Below are 17,069 nucleotides of genomic sequence, written 5' to 3'. Positions count from 1 at the left end.
TTAAAAACATTGCGCCGGGCTCTTCACAAGCCCGGCGCGAAACTTAGAATTGTACGCTTGGCGCTTTATCTGAACCCGGTGCGGCCGTGAAATAACCTTTTTGGGAGAAGCCGAATACCCCGGCGAAAAGGTTGGTCGGGAATGTGCGGACCTCCTGGTTGTAATCCTTTACGACCGTATTGAACTTGCCGCGTTCCACGCTGATCCGGTTTTCAGTGCCTTCGAGCTGGGCCTGCAGTTCGAGGAAGTTCTGATTGGCTTTCAGATTAGGATATTGTTCAACCGATACAAGCAGGCGAGACAGTGAACCGCTTAGCTGATCCTGTGCCGCCTGGAATTTGGCGATATTTTCAGGGGTAAGCTGATCGGCGCTGATCGTAGTTTGTGTCGCTTTGCTACGCGCTTCGATTACCGCCGTCAATGTACTTTTTTCAAAATCGGCGGCACCTTTAACGGTATTTACCAGGTTGGGGATAAGGTCGGCGCGGCGCTGGTACTGGCTTTCCACGCCGGCCCATGATTCTTTTACTACCTCATCTTTTTGCACGAGGCCATTATATTTACCGCAGCCAACGAATCCGAGAATCAGAACAACGACGATAACTGCAATGAGTCCTTTTGACATTTTAATATTCAGTTTAGAGTTATTGAATGTGATTCAAAGTTGACCAAAGCTAGCAAAATCTGTTAGAAAATCTACATAGCCGGTCTCCCAAGACGATATTGCCCCATTTGTACCGGATCAATCTTCGCCGACACCGGCCAGGGTGTTCCAGCGGCCCCAGTTGACGGATGCTTCGTAGTCAAGCAGCAGGCTTTCAAAATACATCGCGCCCCATGTCCAGTTAATATCCAGGTCATCGACCAGGTACCGCGCGGCGGCCTCGCGTTCCGCAGCAGTAATGAAGCCGGTAGCAGTTAGCTTTTGGATAATATTATTTATTGTTTGGTCATCCGTCTGTCCATTTATCCACTTCTCAAATGCTGCGTTATCATTCTTCCAGCGACGGTTGAAATGGTGTTTCACGCCGCTAGGCTTGAACATTCTTGGGCCAAACCGGAGCAATGTCCAATGCAGGTATTCCCGTCTCAGCAGGTTAGTGATGATGGCATCTTCCGTCACAGCGTGCGATTGGGCGGTTTTTACACTCCGATAGATGTAAGAAGCCGAAATGCAGCCGAGCGAAAGCCAGTCGGAAAGCCGGGTGTCGGTGAGCGGCTCTGCGGTAGGGTAGGAGATGTCCTTTTTTACGTATTGCTCAATATATTCCTTCAACGCAGCCAGCGCATGTATCTCTCCGCCGGGTGATGAGGCCACCGGTATTTCATTCGGGTCGATGCCGAGTTCAGGTAATCCGGGAATGTACCCTGCTTCCATGTCGGCGGGTAACGGAACTCTCTCCGGCGTCTGGAATTGTTCCTTTATTTTGAGGTCGTTGCTCAGCAGGCGCTCAAACTCCGGAAAGCCGGTCGGCAATTTGGATACCGGGAATGGCAGGTCGAATGCGTTGATCATTGTGTCCATCCAAAATAGCCTGATGTCGACATTCGCGGTTTTGAGGTTTTTACTCAGGGATGATTCAATGCGGGTTTCCTGCGGTGCAATTTCTTTACTGGTGTAAACATAATCAGCATTATAATTTTCCGCGAGCTTGGCGACGATCTCTTCGGGCTTTCCAATGCGAATGAGCAGGTCGCCGCCTTTTTGCCGGATATTTTCACGGAGCTCGGCAACTGCCTCGATTAGAAAGCGTGCCCGTAATGCACCCGTTCGACGGAAACCAAGCTTTGTTTTTTCAAATTGACGAGGATCAAAAACATATACGGGAAGGATTTCATCGGCGGCATCCACGGCTGAAAAAAGTGCCTGGTTGTCCTTTAACCTTAAATCATTCCTGAACCAATAGATTATGCGTCGGGCCATTAATGCAAACTGATAAGTACTCTTTGGGAAATGTTAAGAAATGCAATTATAAGAAAAAGCCCGCTGCGAAACTGATCGGTTCGCAGCGGGCTTCCCTAAGATTTGGTAAATCAATAGCTCAGGATCGTGAATTCCGTGCGGCGGTTGCGCTGGTGCTCTTCCTCTGTTTTGGCATTCGGAACGATGAGCTCTCTTTCGCCGTAACCCTTGGCTTCCATCCTGTCGGCTTCAATGCCTTTGGAGTTTAGGTAAGCCACCGCGGATTCGGCGCGGTTTTGCGAGAGCGTCATGTTATAGGCATCGGTTGCGCGGGCATCCGTATGTGAGCTGAGCTCGATAGTCATTGTCGGGTTATCTTTCAGGATTTGCACCAATTTATCCAGCTCCACTGCTGCATCGGGACGGATATTGTATTTGTTCAAATCGTAATAGATATTTTCCAGTACGAATGTCTTGTTCAGTTCCAGCTTGTCGAGTTTGATGGTCACATTGAAGGTGGTATCGGTCAGTTCTTTAGTCAGGAAAATCGGCGGAATGTTGCGCCCCGACATTGAGAACGGCTCCCGCTTGCTGATATAGCCTTTACGCTGAACCAGCAACTGATACGCTTTGCCTTCTTCCACCGGCTGCTTGCCAAACTTGCCATCTTTCGCAGTCGGAAACTCTGCTATTTGTGTATCCGAGGTGTCGGGCAGGATGTGTACCACCGCCGAATCGATCGGGATAGGCGTTTCGCCATTTGCGAGAACGGTTCCGGCAAGGAAGTAGCGGACTACTTTCCGTTTGCCATTGATGAAGTTCGGGTTGTTCGGATTAAGCGGATCGTTCGGGTCGTTATGTTTTGCGACGGTGGTCGTGTCCTCTTCTTCCGGTGCGGCGAAGTAGTAAATGTCGTCGTCGCCTTTGCCGCCGTCGCGGTTCGAAGCAAAGAATCCTTTTTTCAGGTTTTGATAGAATACCAATCCAAAATCGTCTTGCGGGCTATTGAAGGGCAGGCCCATGTTTTCGATCGTGATCACACCCTGTGTTCTCGTTGCTGAAAAAAGATCGAGTTTGCCAAGACCGGGATGGCCGTCGGAAGCAAAGTAGAGCTTTCCGCCTTCCGCTACATAAGGAAACATGTCGTCTCCGACCGTATTGATGTCCTTACCCATATTCACCGGGCGGCTAAACCGGCCCGACGCATCGATATTGGTGCGGTAAATATCGATCCCGCCTACGCCACCAGCGCGGTTGGATGCGAAATAGAGCGTTTTGCCGTCGCGAGAGAATGCGGGCGAGCCATCCCAGGCGAGGGAATCATTAATAGGAAGTATTGCCGGGGCCGTCCATTGGCCGCTTACATTGCGGCTCATGTAAAGGTCTACATCCGGCGATTTATCTTTTTTCTTACCGGTATTACTTCTGGCAAAAACGAGCGTTTTTCCGTCGGGTGAGAATGCGGGCGAGGCGTCGTGGGCTTCCGGCGCAAAAACTTCCTGGCTGAACAATACGGGATTTCCTTGCGTGTTACCGGGATCCGAGGCGATATTGATTTTGTAAAGTCCCAACATCGGTTGGCCGTTGTTGGTGTAAATCTTCTCTTTTTTGGAAGAAGAGAAAACCAGTTCGTTGCCCAGTACCGTCGGTGCGAACTCGGCACCGGCCGTGTTCAGCGGAAGGTCTTTCAGCTCGACTTCCATTTTGGTTGCTTTCAAACGATCGGCAATGCGGATGATCTCGACTTCGCGCAATGCCCTTTCCTGCAAGTTCTGCGGAGCGTTTTGGCCTTTGGCGAATTCGGAAAATTGGGCTGACGCGTCGGCATAGTCGCCGGTTGTTTTCAGTGCGTAAGCATATTGAAAACGCGCATCTGCATTGGTAATGCCACCGTCTATGGCTTTTTTGTAGTAGGGGACAGCTTCTTTGAAGCGGTTCGAAAGGCGATAGGACTCCGCGATCAGGTAGCTCGTCTGCACCGGCTCGATATTGGCTTCGGCGGCTTTCTGGAAACCTTTGATGGCGAGGTCGTATTCTCCGTTCGCAAATTTCTTTTGGCCGTCTTTATATGCCTGCATCGCCGAATTGCAGCCGGACAAGTATAAACAGATTGCAAAACAAACTATGAGAGTAAAGTAACTCCGGAAAAGTTTCATAATGTAGAGTATAAAATCAAACGATTCGACGCGCACACTGGGTTTCTGAAAAACAATACTAATAAACAACGATTGGAAATAAAATTCAGGATACTAGATAGGAAGAATTTTATTTGAATCTGACTCCTCCTGCGCATTTCTTGACAACCTACTTTGCAGAATGGTGGTAATGGTACAAAAAAAGTTGTTAACGGTTTGTAAATCAAGGATGGTTTATTACTTTTGCAGTCCGATTTTTCGGGAAAAGTGTTTATATAACAAACGATCGGTTAGGTAACCGAATCAAAATCAAATTGTTAAATGCCTACTATTTCACAATTAGTCCGTAAAGGTAGAGAGACCATTACATGGAAATCCAAGTCTCCGGCTTTGGATTCATGCCCTCAGCGCAGGGGCGTGTGCACCCGGGTGTACACTACTACGCCTAAGAAGCCAAACTCGGCGCTTCGTAAAGTAGCCCGTGTTCGTCTGTCGAACAACAAGGAGGTGAATGCCTACATCCCAGGTGAAGGCCACAACCTGCAAGAGCACTCGATCGTATTGATCCGCGGTGGTCGTGTGAAGGATTTGCCAGGTGTTCGTTACCACATTATCCGTGGTGCACTGGATACCGCAGGTGTGAACGGCCGTAAACAACGTCGTTCTAAATATGGTGCGAAGCGTCCGAAACCAGGACAAGCTCCGGCAGCACCAGTAAAAGGTAAGAAAAAATAAAAAGTAACTCTCTCTGCTTTTATTAAGTAATTCAATTCTTATAAAAGGGAAGTAATCCTGGTAATTACCCCAGGGTGAATAAGTTGCAAAACGAAACCTCGTTAAAACATTAAGACAAAATGAGAAAGTCGAAACCAAAGAAAAGATATATCCTTCCTGATCCGAAGTTCAGGGACGTCCAGGTTACCAAATTCGTTAACAACCTGATGTACGAAGGAAAGAAAAGCATTGCTTTTACTATTTTCTACGATGCATTGGAACTGGTTGAGAAAAAAACCAGCGAAAATGGCCTGGAAACATGGAAAAAAGCATTGAACAACGTAACTCCTTCCGTTGAGGTTAAGAGCCGTCGCGTGGGTGGTGCTACTTTCCAGGTTCCTACCGAAGTTCGTCCTGAGCGCAAGCAGTCACTGGGCATGAAATGGTTGATCAACTATTCCCGCAAGCGTGGTGAAAAGACAATGGTTGACCGTCTGGCCGGCGAAATTATCGCTGCTGCGAAAGGTGAAGGTGCTGCTGTGAAGAAGAAAGACGATACGCACCGTATGGCAGATGCCAACAAAGCGTTCTCGCACTTCCGTTTCTAGTCAGGAGCGCAGAAATAGAATGGTCGGGAGCCTGGTTTATCCGGGTTCCCGATTTTTTTATTTTGAGGTTTTTAGAAAAATAACTTTTCCTTAATTGTTTTTATAATCAACAATTTATACTTTTGCGCTCTGAATTTTGAAAACCAGCGTTTTGCGCTGAGAGAAAAATTCAAACAGCTTCGCACAGAATTGCACTTTGAATATATAAAAACACATCACCATCTGTCATGGCACGTGATTTAAGATTAACAAGAAACATTGGTATTGCCGCGCACATCGATGCAGGTAAAACAACGACAACGGAGCGTATCCTTTACTACGCAGGGGTTAGCCACAAAATCGGAGAGGTGCACGATGGTGCTGCTACGATGGACTGGATGGAGCAGGAGCAGGAGCGTGGTATCACTATTACATCCGCTGCTACGACAGTTAACTGGAACTACCGCGACGAAAAATACCACATCAACATCATCGATACTCCTGGACACGTTGACTTCACCGTTGAAGTAAACCGTTCTCTTCGTGTATTGGATGGTCTTGTGTTCCTTTTCAGTGCAGTAGATGGTGTTGAGCCTCAGTCTGAAACAAACTGGCGTCTGGCTAACAACTATAATGTTGCCCGTATCGGTTTCGTAAACAAAATGGACCGCTCAGGTGCAGACTTTCTGAAAGTTTGTACTCAGGTTAAAGAGATGTTGGGCAGCTACGCTGTACCTCTTCAATTGCCTATCGGTGCAGAAGATACTTTCCGCGGTGTAGTTGACCTCGTTAACTTCCGTGGTATCGAGTGGAACGAAGCTGATAAAGGCATGACTTTCACAGAGGTGCCTATTCCTGACGATATGCTGGAAGAAGCTACCGAGTGGAGAGAGAAATTGCTTGAAGCTGTTGCCGAGTTCGACGATACTTTGATGGAGAAGTATTTTGAAGATCCTAACTCGATCTCTGAAGATGAAATTCTTGCTGCATTGCGCGCTGCAACTATCAGCATGAAGATCGTTCCTATGGTTTGTGGTTCTTCTTTCAAAAATAAAGGAGTTCAGACTATGCTGGATTACGTGATGGCTATTTTGCCTTCACCATTGGATCGCGAAAGCATTATCGGAACAGATCCACGTACAGGTAATGAGATCAGCCGTCAGCCATCTGAAAAAGATCCTTTCTGTGCATTGGCATTCAAAATCGCAACTGACCCTTATGTAGGTCGTCTTTGCTTCATCCGTTCTTACTCGGGTGTACTGGAATCAGGTTCTTATGTATTGAACAACCGTTCAGGAAACAAAGAGCGTATCTCCCGGATTTTCCAAATGCACGCTAACAAGCAAAATCAGATTGACAGGCTTGAAGCAGGTGATATTGGTGCGGTAGTAGGTTTCAAGGATATCAAAACAGGAGATACTCTTTCTGAAGAAAAATCACCGATCGTTCTCGAATCAATGGTATTCCCAGAGCCGGTAATCGGTTACGCTATCGAGCCTAAGAAAGCTGCTGACAGCGATAACTTCTCGAAAGCGATCACCAAACTGATCGAAGAAGATCCGACACTCCAGGTTGAATCTAACGAAGAGACTGGTCAGACGATCATCAAAGGTATGGGTGAGCTTCACCTTGAAATCATCATCGACCGTATGCGTCGTGAGTTCAAAGTGGAAGTAAACCAGGGAGCTCCTCAGGTTGCTTACAAAGAGATCCTTACCAAGAACTTCGAACACCGCGAGGTTTACAAGAAACAAACGGGTGGTCGTGGTAAATTCGCCGATATCGTATTCGAAATCGGGCCACGCGACGACAACGAGGAAGGAAAAGAGCCGAAACAAGGTTTGCAGTTTGTGAACGAAGTTGTGGGTGGTGCTATCCCTCGCGAATTCATCGCTCCTGTTCAGAAAGGTTTCGAAGCTGCTATGATCAACGGTGCGCTTGCAGGATATCCTTTGGATTCGATGAAAGTGCGTTTGTTCCATGGTTCATTCCACGATGTCGATTCAGATTCACTCTCTTTCGAATTGGCTGCCAAGATCGGTTTCAAAGAAGCTGCTCGTCACGCAGGTTCGAAATTGATGGAGCCTATCATGCACGTAGAAGTTCTGACTCCTGACGAATATACCGGACCTATCACAGGTGACCTTAACCGTCGTCGTGGTATCATGAGAGGTATGGACTCCCGCAATGGAGCACAGGTTATCAAAGCCGATGTACCTCTTTCTGAATTGTTCGGTTATGTGACTGACCTTCGTACGATGTCATCAGGACGTGCTACTGCATCCCTGACGTTCGCTTACTACGAAATCGTGCCTAATAACATCGCTGACGGTGTTATCGAGAAAGCGAAAGGTCTCGTTAAAGCTTAATACAATAGATGCGTTGCAGGAGCCATTCTGCAACGCATTCTTTATGATATAGCCTGCGAAGTAAATGGTTCTTTCAAAGGTGTACTGCCGGAGCGATCCGGCGAGATTTTCTGAACCGGAAACAAACAAATACAATGAATCAAAAGATCCGTATCAAACTTCGGTCATTCGACCACAACTTGGTTGACAAGTCAGCCGAGAAAATCGTTAAGGCAGTAAAGGCAACAGGCGCGGTAGTAAGCGGTCCTATTCCTTTGCCTACAAAGACAGAGAAATTCACTGTTCTTCGTTCGCCGCACGTTAACAAGAAATCGAGAGAGCAATTCCAGCTTTGTACCTACAAACGTCTGGTAGACATTTTCTCAACAAGCGCTAAGACGGTAGATGCCTTAATGAAGCTTGAATTGCCAAGCGGTGTTGATGTAGAGATCAAAGTATAGTTAATGCCGGCTTATTGATTTAAGCCACCACATAAATTGGATGAAGGTCCGGGTTCCTCTGGAAACCACATCTGAACTCAGAAAAGCCTGACAGGCATAGGATTACACCGATAACCAGTCAGCTTCTTCGAAAATGAGGTCAGATGTTCGTTCATCTGACCTTTTTTGCTGATTATCAGCGAGAAATATTTTTAGGCTGTTAGGATGTTAAAATCGTTTTTTCTACCTTTGCAGTCCGTTTTAAAGAATAAGGGGGTTTTACCTGCTAAATTTAAATTTCAAACATGTCTGGTTTAATTGGTAAAAAAATCGGAATGACTAGTTTGTACAATGCTGACGGGCAGGCTCTGGCATGTACTGTGATCCAAGCTGGTCCTTGTGTTGTTACACAAGTTAGGTCCGAAGAAAAGGATGGCTATAAAGCTATCCAGTTAGGTTTTGGTGAGAAGAAAGAAAAGAACACCTCCCAGCCTCTGATTGGCCACTTCAAAAAAGCCAACACGACTCCCAAGCAAAAATTGGTTGAGTTTAAGGAATTTGAAGTGGAACATGAACTTGGAACTTCACTATCCGTTACGGATATCTTTGAAGAAGGCGAGTTTGTTGACGTTGTAGGATCTGCCAAAGGTCGTGGTTTCCAAGGTGTTGTAAAACGCCACGGATTCGCCGGGGTAGGTGGTCAGACACACGGTCAGCACAACAGAGCCCGTCACCCAGGTTCGATTGGTGCTTGTTCATTCCCATCACGCGTATTCAAAGGCATTCGTATGGGTGGACGTATGGGTAACAATCGTGTAAAGATTCAGAATTTGCGTATTCTGAAAGTGATACCTGAGCAAAACATTCTTGTAGTGAGTGGCTCAGTACCGGGTTCGAAGAATTCATTTCTAATCATTGAGAAGTAGTACGATGGAACTGTCCGTATTAAATATAAAAGGAGAAGATACCGGCAAGAAGGTAAATGTGTCTGAGGAAGTATTCGGCATTGAACCTAGCACGCACGCGATCTATCTCGATGTGAAGCTTTACCTGGCTAACCAGCGTCAGGGAACGCACAAATCAAAAGAACGTGCAGAGGTAAGTCACTCTACACGTAAAATCAAACGCCAAAAAGGAACCGGCGGAGCTCGTGCAGGTAGCATTAAGTCTCCAGTGTTCGTAGGTGGTGGCCGTATTTTCGGTCCACGTCCACGCGACTACGGTTTCAAAGTAAACAAGAAAGTAAAAGCATTGGCTCGCCGTTCGGCACTTTCTGTTAAGGCGCAAGCTAACGCCGTTTCGGTTCTGGAAGCGTTCACTTTCGAAGCTCCCAAAACGAAGTCTTTCCTGAATGTATTGAATTCACTTTCTCTTGTGAATACAAAGACATTATTGATCCTCCCAGAGATCGACAACAATGTATACCTGTCTAGCCGTAACATTCCGAAAGCGAAAGTTACAACTGTGGATGCGGTTAATACATATGACCTGATGAATGCAGACCGTCTTCTGATAAGTGAATCTGCTCTTTCTATTTTGGAAACCCAATTGAACAAATAACAATGAGTGTACTGAAACGTCCGATTATAACCGAAAAGGTAACGGCTCAGGGTGGTCAAGGTAAATACGCTTTCGAAGTCTCCCTTACTGCAAACAAGGTAGAGATCAAGAAGGCTGTTGAGAAACTGTTCGGGGTTACCGTAGAAAGTGTTCACACCATGCGCAGCATTGGTAAAAGCAAATCCCGCACATCGGGAGGTAAGTTTGTCACTGGAAAAACGTCAACTATCAAAAAGGCGATCATTACAGTAGCCGAAGGCGAAGCCATCGATATCTATGGTGAAGCCTAGTTGAACGATTTCAAATCATTAGACGAGTTAATAGCAAATGGCAGTTAAAAAATTAAAACCTACAAGTGCTGGTCAGCGTTTCCGCTCGGCTCCTACGTTCGAGGAGATCACCGCGTCGAAGCCTGAGAAGAGTCTTCTGGAACCCATCAAGAGAACAGGTGGTCGTAACAGCCAGGGACATCGTACCATGCGATATATTGGTGGCGGTCACAAGAAAAAATACCGCGTTATCGATTTCAAAAGAAACCGTTTCGACGCTCCCGCTACTGTCCTTACGATCGAATACGATCCAAACCGTTCAGCGCGTATCGCCCTGATCCAGTTTGAGGACGAAGAAAAACGTTACATCATTGCACCAAACGGTCTGAAAGTTGGACAAGTTATCGTGTCCGGAAATTCAGTAGCTCCTGAGGTTGGAAATGCCCTTCCATTGGGATCGATGCCTGTCGGTACGATTGTACACAACATCGAATTGACTCCTGGTAAAGGTGGTCAGTTTGCAAGAAGCGCCGGTGCTTACGCGCAGCTGGTAGCGAGAGAAGGCGGAAAATACGCAGTATTGAAAATGCCATCTGGCGAAATGCGTATGGTACTTGCTACTTGTATCGCAACGGTTGGAGTTGTTTCCAATGCTAGCCACATGAACGTTTCGCTTGGAAAAGCGGGTCGCAGAAGATGGTTGGGACGTCGTCCACGCGTACGTGGTGTTGCTATGAACCCTGTTGATCACCCAATGGGTGGTGGTGAAGGCCGTTCGTCAGGAGGTCAGCCTCGTTCTAGAAATGGTCAGTTCGCGAAGGGTCTTAAGACACGTAACCGCAACAAGCATTCTGAGAAATTGATTATCAGCCGTCGTAAAAAATAAGTAGAACATGGCACGCTCATTAAAAAAAGGACCATATATCGACTTTCGTCTCGAAGCCAAAGTTGAAACGATGAACAACTCGTCGCGTAAATCTGTCATCAAGACCTGGTCGCGGCGCTCAATGATTTCGCCTGATTTTATCGGGCACACATTTGCGGTACATAACGGAAACAAGTTCATTCCGGTTTATGTGACTGAAAACATGGTAGGACACAAACTGGGCGAGTTCTCTCCAACCCGTAACTTCCGTGGCCACACCGCTAAAAAAGATAAAGGAAGAAAATAATTTGTCGACGTAGCTGGTCCTAACGGACGAGCCGATATCTGAAAAGAAACATGGAAGCAAGAGCTATATTAAAGGATGTGCCTACTTCTCCTCGTAAGATGAGATTGGTGGCCGACATGATTCGCGGACAGAAGGTCAGCAAAGCGTTGGCACTTTTGAAATTCCAACCGAGAGCTTCATCGCCGGTTTTGCACAAAGTTCTTCTTTCGGCTGTTGCCAACTGGCAGCAAATGAACGAAGGATCGAAACTGGAAGACGCTGACCTGATCGTTAAGACCGTATTTATTGACGGTGGACGCATGTTAAAGCGTTTGCGCCCTGCACCTCAGGGAAGAGCACACAGGATCCGTAAGCGTTCCAACCACATCACAATCGTGGTAGACGACGCGTCGGTGTCAGTAAATGAAGCAGTAATTAGCGAATCATAAGTAAAACGATCTATTTCGAATGGGACAAAAGGTTAATCCGATAGGTCTAAGACTAGGAATTGTTAGAGGATGGGAATCTAGCTGGTACGGAGGAAAAGACTTCTCTGACAAACTGGTTGAAGACGAAAAAATCCGTAACTACATCAAAGCGCGTATCCCGAAAGGATCGATTTCAAAAGTAGTTATTGAACGTACACTTAAACGCATCACTTTGACTATCCACACTGCCCGTCCGGGTATCGTGATCGGAAAAGGTGGTAGCGAGGTTGATAAAATCAAGGAAGAGCTTAAAAAGATTACAGGAAAAGATGTTCAGATTAACATCTACGAAATCAAACGTCCTGAAATCGATGCAAAACTAGTAGGCGAGGCAATCGCTCAGCAATTGCAGGCTCGTATCTCTTACCGTCGTGCAATGAAGCAATCTATCGCTTCTGCAATGCGTGTAGGAACACAAGGAATCAAAATCCGTTTGGCAGGTCGTCTGGGTGGTGCTGAAATGGCCCGTACAGAAGAATACAAAGAAGGACGTATTCCTTTGCATACATTGAGAGCGGACATCGATTACGCTATCTCCGAAGCACAAACTATCTACGGTAAGATCGGTATTAAAGTATGGATCTTCAAAGGTGAATTGTACGGAAAGCGTGACCTCACCCCAAGCGCAGCAACTGCGGCATCCGACAGAGCTGAAAGAAGCGCACAAGGTGGCGAACGTGGTGGTAACGACCGTGGCGGACGTGGCGACAGAAGAGGTGGCCGTGACAGAAACGATGGAGGAGCTCCACGTGGTGAAGGCGGTGGTGGTGATGCAGATCGTCGCAAACGCAACAAGAACAAGAAAAAGTAATCAGATACTTTCCGGTATCAAACCGGTTCAAATAGATTAGAATCATGTTACAGCCGAAAAGGACAAAATTTCGCAAACAACAAAAGAACAAAGGTTCGCACAACGGTCTCGCGACCCGCGGACATGAGATTGCTTTTGGATCGTTTGCAATAAAGGCACTGGAACCAGGTTGGTTGACTGCTCGCCAGATCGAAGCAGCCCGTATCTCGGTGACACGTGCAATGAAACGCGAAGGTCAGGTTTGGATCCGTGTATTCCCTGACAAACCGATTACCAAAAAACCTGCCGAGGTTCGTATGGGTAAAGGTAAAGGTGCTCCTGAGTATTGGGTAGCTCCTGTTAAACCTGGAACTATCATTTTCGAAGCGACTGGTGTAGCGCTGGATACTGCAAACGAAGCATTGCGTTTGGCTGCACAAAAGTTGCCAATTAAGACAAGGTTCGTCGTACGCCGGGATTATCAGGAATCATAGTAGTCCGAACGTATTAAGAACCGCTAATTATCAAAAGCAATGACTAGTAAAGAAATAAAGAATCTGTCGCAGGATCAGCTGAAAGAGCAGATCGCCCAAGAGAGAGAGCGCTTACTCCGGTTGAAATTTGCTCACGCTATTTCTCCAATTGAGAATCCTCTGCGTATTCGCGCCTCACGTAAGGAAATTGCAAGACTCTTAACAGAGCTGTCGGCTAAATCTAACCAACAGTAAACAGTTTAGAAATTATGGAGGCAACAGAAAGAAATTTACGTAAAGAGAGAGTTGGCAAGGTAGTGAGCAACAAAATGGAGAAATCCTGTGTGATCACTGTCGTGCGTAAAGTGAAACACGCTAAGTATGGTAAGTTTATGACTAAAACTACCAAGCTGATGGTTCACGACGAAACAAACCAGGTTGGAATCGGTGACACGATCCGTGTAATGGAAACTCGTCCGCTTAGCAAAAACAAGCGTTGGAGATTAGTAGAAATCCTTGAAAGAGCGAAGTAATCATGGTACAACAAGAATCAAGACTGTCAGTAGCCGATAACAGTGGCGCGAAAGAAGTACTCGTAATCCGGGTATTGGGCGGAACTGGAAAGCGTTATGCTTCGGTGGGCGATAAGATCGTCGTGACAGTGAAATCCGCTCTGTCTTCGAGCAATATGAAAAAAGGAACGGTTTCCAAAGCCGTTGTTGTACGTACGAAGAAAGAAGTACGTCGTAAGGATGGTACCTACATCCGGTTTGAAGATAATGCGGCAGTTTTATTGAACAACAACGATGAGCCACGTGGTTCACGTATTTTCGGACCGGTTGCCCGGGAATTGCGCGAAAAGCAGTTCATGAAAATCGTATCACTGGCACCAGAAGTGTTGTAAGAAATCAAAACATCAGTATTTCTTTAAACTGTTAAGAGAATACCTCAATGGAAAGTACAAATAAAAAAGCACCGGCAAAATTGCACGTTCGCAAGGGTGACACCGTGAAAGTGATTTCAGGTAATGCAAAAGGCGAAACCGGCGTGATCACCAAGGTGCTTGTAGAAAAACAAAGAGCTACTGTGGAAGGCGTGAACATGATCACGAAGCACGTTAAGCCAAACGCGCAAAATCCACAAGGCAGCATCGAAAAACGCGAAGGCGCCATTCACATCAGTAACCTGATGGTAGTAGATCCTAAAACAGGTGAAGCTTCAAGAACCGGCCGTAAAGCGAATGACAAAGGAAAACTGCAACGCTTTTCAAAAAAATCCGGAAACTTATTGTAGTCCGGATTTGCCGAAAGCAGTTGATTTTTATAACCAAGCGCGTGGGTCGGCAATCCACATAATCACTTTCAAACATGGCGACGCCTAGATTAAAAGAGAAATACGTTAGCGAAATCGTTTCGCAATTGAAGGGGAAATTTCAGTATAAATCAAGCATGCAGGTTCCCCGCTTGACAAAGATTGTTATCAACAAAGGTATCGGAGCTGCTGTTGCAGACAAGAAACTTGTTGACACCGGTGTGGAAGAGTTGAGCCTGATCACAGGACAGAAAGCAATAGCTACTATCTCCAAAAAGGCTGTTTCTAACTTTAAATTGCGTGAAAACATGCCTATCGGAGCGAAAGTAACGCTTCGTGGTGACAAGATGTACGAATTCCTCGACCGTTTGACTTCCATTGCAATGCCACGTGTACGTGACTTCAAAGGAATCAGCGACAAAGGATTCGATGGACGTGGAAATTATACGTTCGGTGTGAAGGAGCAGATTATTTTCCCTGAAATCAGCATCGAAAAAGTGGCGAAGATCACTGGTATGGATATCACTTTCGTGACCTCTACCAACTCTGACGAAGAGAGCTACGAATTGCTGAAAGCATTAGGAATGCCTTTCACCAACGCGAATAAATAAGAAAATACTACTAAGATTATTTACCGACAATGGCAAAAGAATCAGTAAAAGCACGGGAGAGAAAAAGACAAGCACTAGTAGAACGTTATGCTGAAAAGCGTACCAAGTTAAAAGCTGCCGGTGACTGGGTTGGTCTTGACAAGTTACCACGTAACTCTTCTCCTGTACGCCTGCACAACCGGTGCAAAATCACTGGAAGACCTCGCGGTTATATGCGTAAATTCGGAATTTCCCGGGTTCTGTTCCGCGATATGGCGTCAGATGGAAAAATTCCAGGAGTTACAAAATCAAGTTGGTAAGAATACTTTCAATTCTGATTTCAATTACTTAACTTTGCACTCCCGTTCAAAAGGGGGTGTTTAAACTTGGCATAAACATGTTAACGGATCCCATAGCAGACTATCTGACGAGACTCAGAAACGCTATCAAAGCGAAGCACCGGGTTGTTGAGATACCTGCATCCAACATAAAAAAAGAGATTACAAAGGTACTTTTTGACAAAGGGTACATTCAAAGTTATAAATTCGACGAGGTTGGTCCTCAGGGAGTTATCAAGATAGCTTTGAAATATAATCCTGTGACAAAGCAATCTGCAATTGTAAAATTGGAGAGGGTTAGTAAGCCTGGACTACGTAAATATTCAGGTTCATCAACACTGCCACGTGTATTGGGCGGCTTAGGAACAGTGATTATCTCTACATCGAAAGGTGTAATGACAGATAAAGAAGCTAAGACACTGAATGTGGGTGGTGAAGTGTTATGTTTCGTGTATTAATATTTAAAAGTTATTCAGGAAATGTCACGAATAGGAAATAAAGTTATCACGTTGCCGGCGGGCGTATCCGTATCGGTTGCAGACGATAACGTAGTATCTGTAAAAGGCCCGAAAGGCACACTTACCCAGGCTATCGACACCGATATTACTGTTGAAGTTGAAGGTAGCGAGGTGAAAGTAACGCGCCCTACAGAGCAAAAACGTCACAAAGCATTGCACGGCCTTTATCGTTCCCTGTTGAACAACATGGTGATCGGTGTAGGCGAAGGCTACAAGCGCGAGCTTGAAATTATTGGGGTAGGTTACAAGGCGAGTGCGGCGAACAATGTTCTCGAACTTCAATTGGGTTACTCTCACAATATTTTCATGGCGATCCCGGAGGAGATCAAAGTTGCTACTACCTCGGAAAAAGGTCAGAACCCTAAGGTAATTCTTGAGGGTATCGACAAAGAGCTGATTGGTTCCGTGGCAGCGAAAATCAAATCCCTTCGCAAAGTTGAGCCTTACAAAGGAAAAGGTATCCGTTTTGTTGGTGAAGTGGTCCGTCGTAAGGCAGGTAAGTCTGCTTCTAAGAAATAGTGCGTAGCCACCGATCAATGTTATAAACAAGTAAGATAAGATTTAAGATGGCTAACGCAAAAGCAGATAGAAGAACACGCCTTAAACTTCACATCCGTAAACGGGTGAAGGGAAGTGCAGAACGCCCTAGACTCTCAGTCTTCCGTTCAAACACAAGTATATATGCGCAGATTATCGATGACATCAAAGGGATCACCCTTGCAAGTGCATCATCGGTAGATTTGGGAGGCAGAAAAGAAAACACAAATGTTGAAGTTGCTGCCCAGGTAGGTAAGAAGATCGCAGAGAAGGCGCAGGAAGCAGGTATCCAGGCAGTAGTTTTTGACCGTAATGGATATTTGTACCATGGTAAGGTAAAAGCATTGGCCGACGGAGCTCGTGAGGGTGGCCTGAAATTCTAAGTATAACAAAGACTATGTCTACAAATACAAGACCTTCAAAGGTTAACGAATCAGACCTGAAAGAGCGCGTTGTAGCGATCAACCGGGTAGCAAAAGTAGTAAAAGGTGGTCGTCGTTTCAGCTTCTCTGCCATTGTGGTTGTAGGAGACGGAAACGGAGTAGTAGGTTACGGATTGGGTAAGGCCAATGAGGTAACCGACGCGATCGCCAAAGGAATTGACGATGCTAAGAAAAACCTGATCCAAGTTCCTATGCTAAAACATACCGTTCCTCACGAAATGGAAGGTAAGTTCAGCGGCGGTTTCGTTCTGATCAAGCCGGCAGCTCCTGGTACAGGGGTACTGGCAGGTGGCCCGATGCGCGCAGTGCTGGAAAGCGCAGGTATCAAAGACGTACTTGCGAAATCCAAAGGTTCATCGAACCCGCACAACGTAATCAAGGCTACAATTGACGCTCTTTTGAAAATGAGAGCTCCGCATCAGGTTGCTTTCCAACGCAGCGTTAAATTGGAAAAAGTATTCAACGGATAATCCT

At 46.1% G+C, this 17,069-nt stretch carries 25 protein-coding genes; 22 read left to right on the top strand and 3 right to left on the bottom strand.

Annotated elements, in window-relative coordinates:
• Window positions 1-43: 43 nt before the first annotated feature.
• The 3 genes from IEY24_RS19090 to IEY24_RS19080 form a co-directional block, all read right to left on the bottom strand.
• Window positions 44-625 carry a LemA family protein gene (locus IEY24_RS19090; RefSeq protein ID WP_188934924.1) on the bottom strand — a complete coding sequence of 194 codons (582 nt, stop codon included), beginning with the start codon at window positions 623-625 and terminating at the stop codon, window positions 44-46.
• Between the two features lie 117 nt (window positions 626-742).
• Window positions 743-1,924, bottom strand: coding sequence for a deoxyribodipyrimidine photo-lyase (locus IEY24_RS19085; RefSeq protein ID WP_188934922.1), 1,182 nt, complete (start codon window positions 1,922-1,924; stop codon window positions 743-745).
• 110 nt (window positions 1,925-2,034) lie between these two features.
• Window positions 2,035-4,059 carry a CHU_0125 family OmpA-like outer membrane integrity protein gene (locus tag IEY24_RS19080; RefSeq protein ID WP_498067797.1) on the bottom strand — a complete coding sequence of 675 codons (2,025 nt, stop codon included), beginning with the start codon at window positions 4,057-4,059 and terminating at the stop codon, window positions 2,035-2,037.
• A gap of 300 nt (window positions 4,060-4,359) precedes the next feature.
• Between IEY24_RS19080 and rpsL the strand changes: the two genes are divergently transcribed.
• From rpsL to rpsE, 22 genes are all read left to right on the top strand, one after another.
• Window positions 4,360-4,773: a 30S ribosomal protein S12 gene (gene rpsL, locus IEY24_RS19075; protein WP_026350530.1), complete on the top strand. Its 414-nt coding sequence runs from the start codon at window positions 4,360-4,362 to the stop codon at window positions 4,771-4,773.
• A gap of 119 nt (window positions 4,774-4,892) precedes the next feature.
• The gene (gene rpsG / locus IEY24_RS19070) at window positions 4,893-5,360 is read left to right on the top strand and encodes a 30S ribosomal protein S7 (RefSeq protein ID WP_019941733.1); all 468 of its coding nucleotides are present in this window, start codon (window positions 4,893-4,895) and stop codon (window positions 5,358-5,360) included.
• A 227-nt stretch (window positions 5,361-5,587) separates the two neighbouring features.
• Window positions 5,588-7,708, top strand: a complete 2,121-nt coding sequence (gene fusA / locus IEY24_RS19065; protein ID WP_188934920.1) for an elongation factor G — start codon at window positions 5,588-5,590, stop codon at window positions 7,706-7,708.
• Between the two features lie 134 nt (window positions 7,709-7,842).
• Window positions 7,843-8,148 (top strand): 30S ribosomal protein S10, encoded by a 306-nt coding sequence (rpsJ, locus tag IEY24_RS19060; protein ID WP_015813787.1) that lies wholly within the window; start codon window positions 7,843-7,845, stop codon window positions 8,146-8,148.
• A 284-nt stretch (window positions 8,149-8,432) separates the two neighbouring features.
• Complete coding sequence (gene rplC / locus IEY24_RS19055) at window positions 8,433-9,053, top strand: 50S ribosomal protein L3 (RefSeq protein WP_188934918.1); 621 nt, start codon at window positions 8,433-8,435, stop codon at window positions 9,051-9,053.
• 4 nt (window positions 9,054-9,057) lie between these two features.
• Window positions 9,058-9,687 (top strand): 50S ribosomal protein L4, encoded by a 630-nt coding sequence (gene rplD, locus IEY24_RS19050; RefSeq protein ID WP_188935260.1) that lies wholly within the window; start codon window positions 9,058-9,060, stop codon window positions 9,685-9,687.
• A 2-nt stretch (window positions 9,688-9,689) separates the two neighbouring features.
• Window positions 9,690-9,977: a 50S ribosomal protein L23 gene (rplW, locus tag IEY24_RS19045; RefSeq protein WP_015813790.1), complete on the top strand. Its 288-nt coding sequence runs from the start codon at window positions 9,690-9,692 to the stop codon at window positions 9,975-9,977.
• A gap of 37 nt (window positions 9,978-10,014) precedes the next feature.
• On the top strand, window positions 10,015-10,842 hold the full coding sequence (gene rplB / locus IEY24_RS19040; RefSeq protein WP_019941737.1) for a 50S ribosomal protein L2: 828 nt from the start codon (window positions 10,015-10,017) through the stop codon (window positions 10,840-10,842).
• 7 nt (window positions 10,843-10,849) lie between these two features.
• A complete protein-coding gene (rpsS, locus tag IEY24_RS19035) occupies window positions 10,850-11,128 on the top strand; it encodes a 30S ribosomal protein S19 (protein ID WP_015813792.1) in 279 nt (92 codons plus the stop codon).
• A gap of 50 nt (window positions 11,129-11,178) precedes the next feature.
• Window positions 11,179-11,556: a 50S ribosomal protein L22 gene (gene rplV / locus IEY24_RS19030; RefSeq protein ID WP_188934916.1), complete on the top strand. Its 378-nt coding sequence runs from the start codon at window positions 11,179-11,181 to the stop codon at window positions 11,554-11,556.
• 19 nt (window positions 11,557-11,575) lie between these two features.
• Window positions 11,576-12,406 carry a 30S ribosomal protein S3 gene (gene rpsC / locus IEY24_RS19025; RefSeq protein ID WP_188934914.1) on the top strand — a complete coding sequence of 277 codons (831 nt, stop codon included), beginning with the start codon at window positions 11,576-11,578 and terminating at the stop codon, window positions 12,404-12,406.
• Window positions 12,407-12,450: 44 nt separating this feature from the next.
• Entirely contained in the window at window positions 12,451-12,879 is a 429-nt protein-coding gene (rplP, locus tag IEY24_RS19020; protein WP_019941740.1) for a 50S ribosomal protein L16, read from the top strand.
• A 39-nt stretch (window positions 12,880-12,918) separates the two neighbouring features.
• Complete coding sequence (gene rpmC, locus IEY24_RS19015; RefSeq protein ID WP_015813796.1) at window positions 12,919-13,113, top strand: 50S ribosomal protein L29; 195 nt, start codon at window positions 12,919-12,921, stop codon at window positions 13,111-13,113.
• 14 nt (window positions 13,114-13,127) lie between these two features.
• Window positions 13,128-13,391, top strand: coding sequence for a 30S ribosomal protein S17 (rpsQ, locus tag IEY24_RS19010; protein ID WP_188934912.1), 264 nt, complete (start codon window positions 13,128-13,130; stop codon window positions 13,389-13,391).
• Window positions 13,392-13,393: 2 nt separating this feature from the next.
• Complete coding sequence (rplN, locus tag IEY24_RS19005) at window positions 13,394-13,762, top strand: 50S ribosomal protein L14 (RefSeq protein ID WP_015813798.1); 369 nt, start codon at window positions 13,394-13,396, stop codon at window positions 13,760-13,762.
• A 47-nt stretch (window positions 13,763-13,809) separates the two neighbouring features.
• The gene (gene rplX, locus IEY24_RS19000) at window positions 13,810-14,151 is read left to right on the top strand and encodes a 50S ribosomal protein L24 (protein ID WP_019941742.1); all 342 of its coding nucleotides are present in this window, start codon (window positions 13,810-13,812) and stop codon (window positions 14,149-14,151) included.
• 74 nt (window positions 14,152-14,225) lie between these two features.
• Entirely contained in the window at window positions 14,226-14,780 is a 555-nt protein-coding gene (rplE, locus tag IEY24_RS18995) for a 50S ribosomal protein L5 (protein ID WP_090380023.1), read from the top strand.
• A 29-nt stretch (window positions 14,781-14,809) separates the two neighbouring features.
• Entirely contained in the window at window positions 14,810-15,079 is a 270-nt protein-coding gene (rpsN, locus tag IEY24_RS18990; protein ID WP_031528741.1) for a 30S ribosomal protein S14, read from the top strand.
• Between the two features lie 77 nt (window positions 15,080-15,156).
• Window positions 15,157-15,555 carry a 30S ribosomal protein S8 gene (gene rpsH, locus IEY24_RS18985; protein ID WP_026350532.1) on the top strand — a complete coding sequence of 133 codons (399 nt, stop codon included), beginning with the start codon at window positions 15,157-15,159 and terminating at the stop codon, window positions 15,553-15,555.
• 21 nt (window positions 15,556-15,576) lie between these two features.
• Entirely contained in the window at window positions 15,577-16,134 is a 558-nt protein-coding gene (gene rplF, locus IEY24_RS18980) for a 50S ribosomal protein L6 (RefSeq protein WP_188934910.1), read from the top strand.
• Window positions 16,135-16,181: 47 nt separating this feature from the next.
• Window positions 16,182-16,535: a 50S ribosomal protein L18 gene (gene rplR, locus IEY24_RS18975; RefSeq protein WP_188934908.1), complete on the top strand. Its 354-nt coding sequence runs from the start codon at window positions 16,182-16,184 to the stop codon at window positions 16,533-16,535.
• A gap of 14 nt (window positions 16,536-16,549) precedes the next feature.
• Complete coding sequence (rpsE, locus tag IEY24_RS18970) at window positions 16,550-17,065, top strand: 30S ribosomal protein S5 (protein ID WP_188934906.1); 516 nt, start codon at window positions 16,550-16,552, stop codon at window positions 17,063-17,065.
• Window positions 17,066-17,069 lie beyond the last annotated feature (4 nt).

The sequence above is a fragment of the Dyadobacter endophyticus genome (assembly GCF_014641595.1).
GTDB classification, from domain to species: Bacteria; Bacteroidota; Bacteroidia; order Cytophagales; family Spirosomataceae; genus Dyadobacter; species Dyadobacter endophyticus.
Note: the sequence above shows the minus strand (reverse complement) of the source record. Positions and strands in the feature narration are given on the sequence as shown.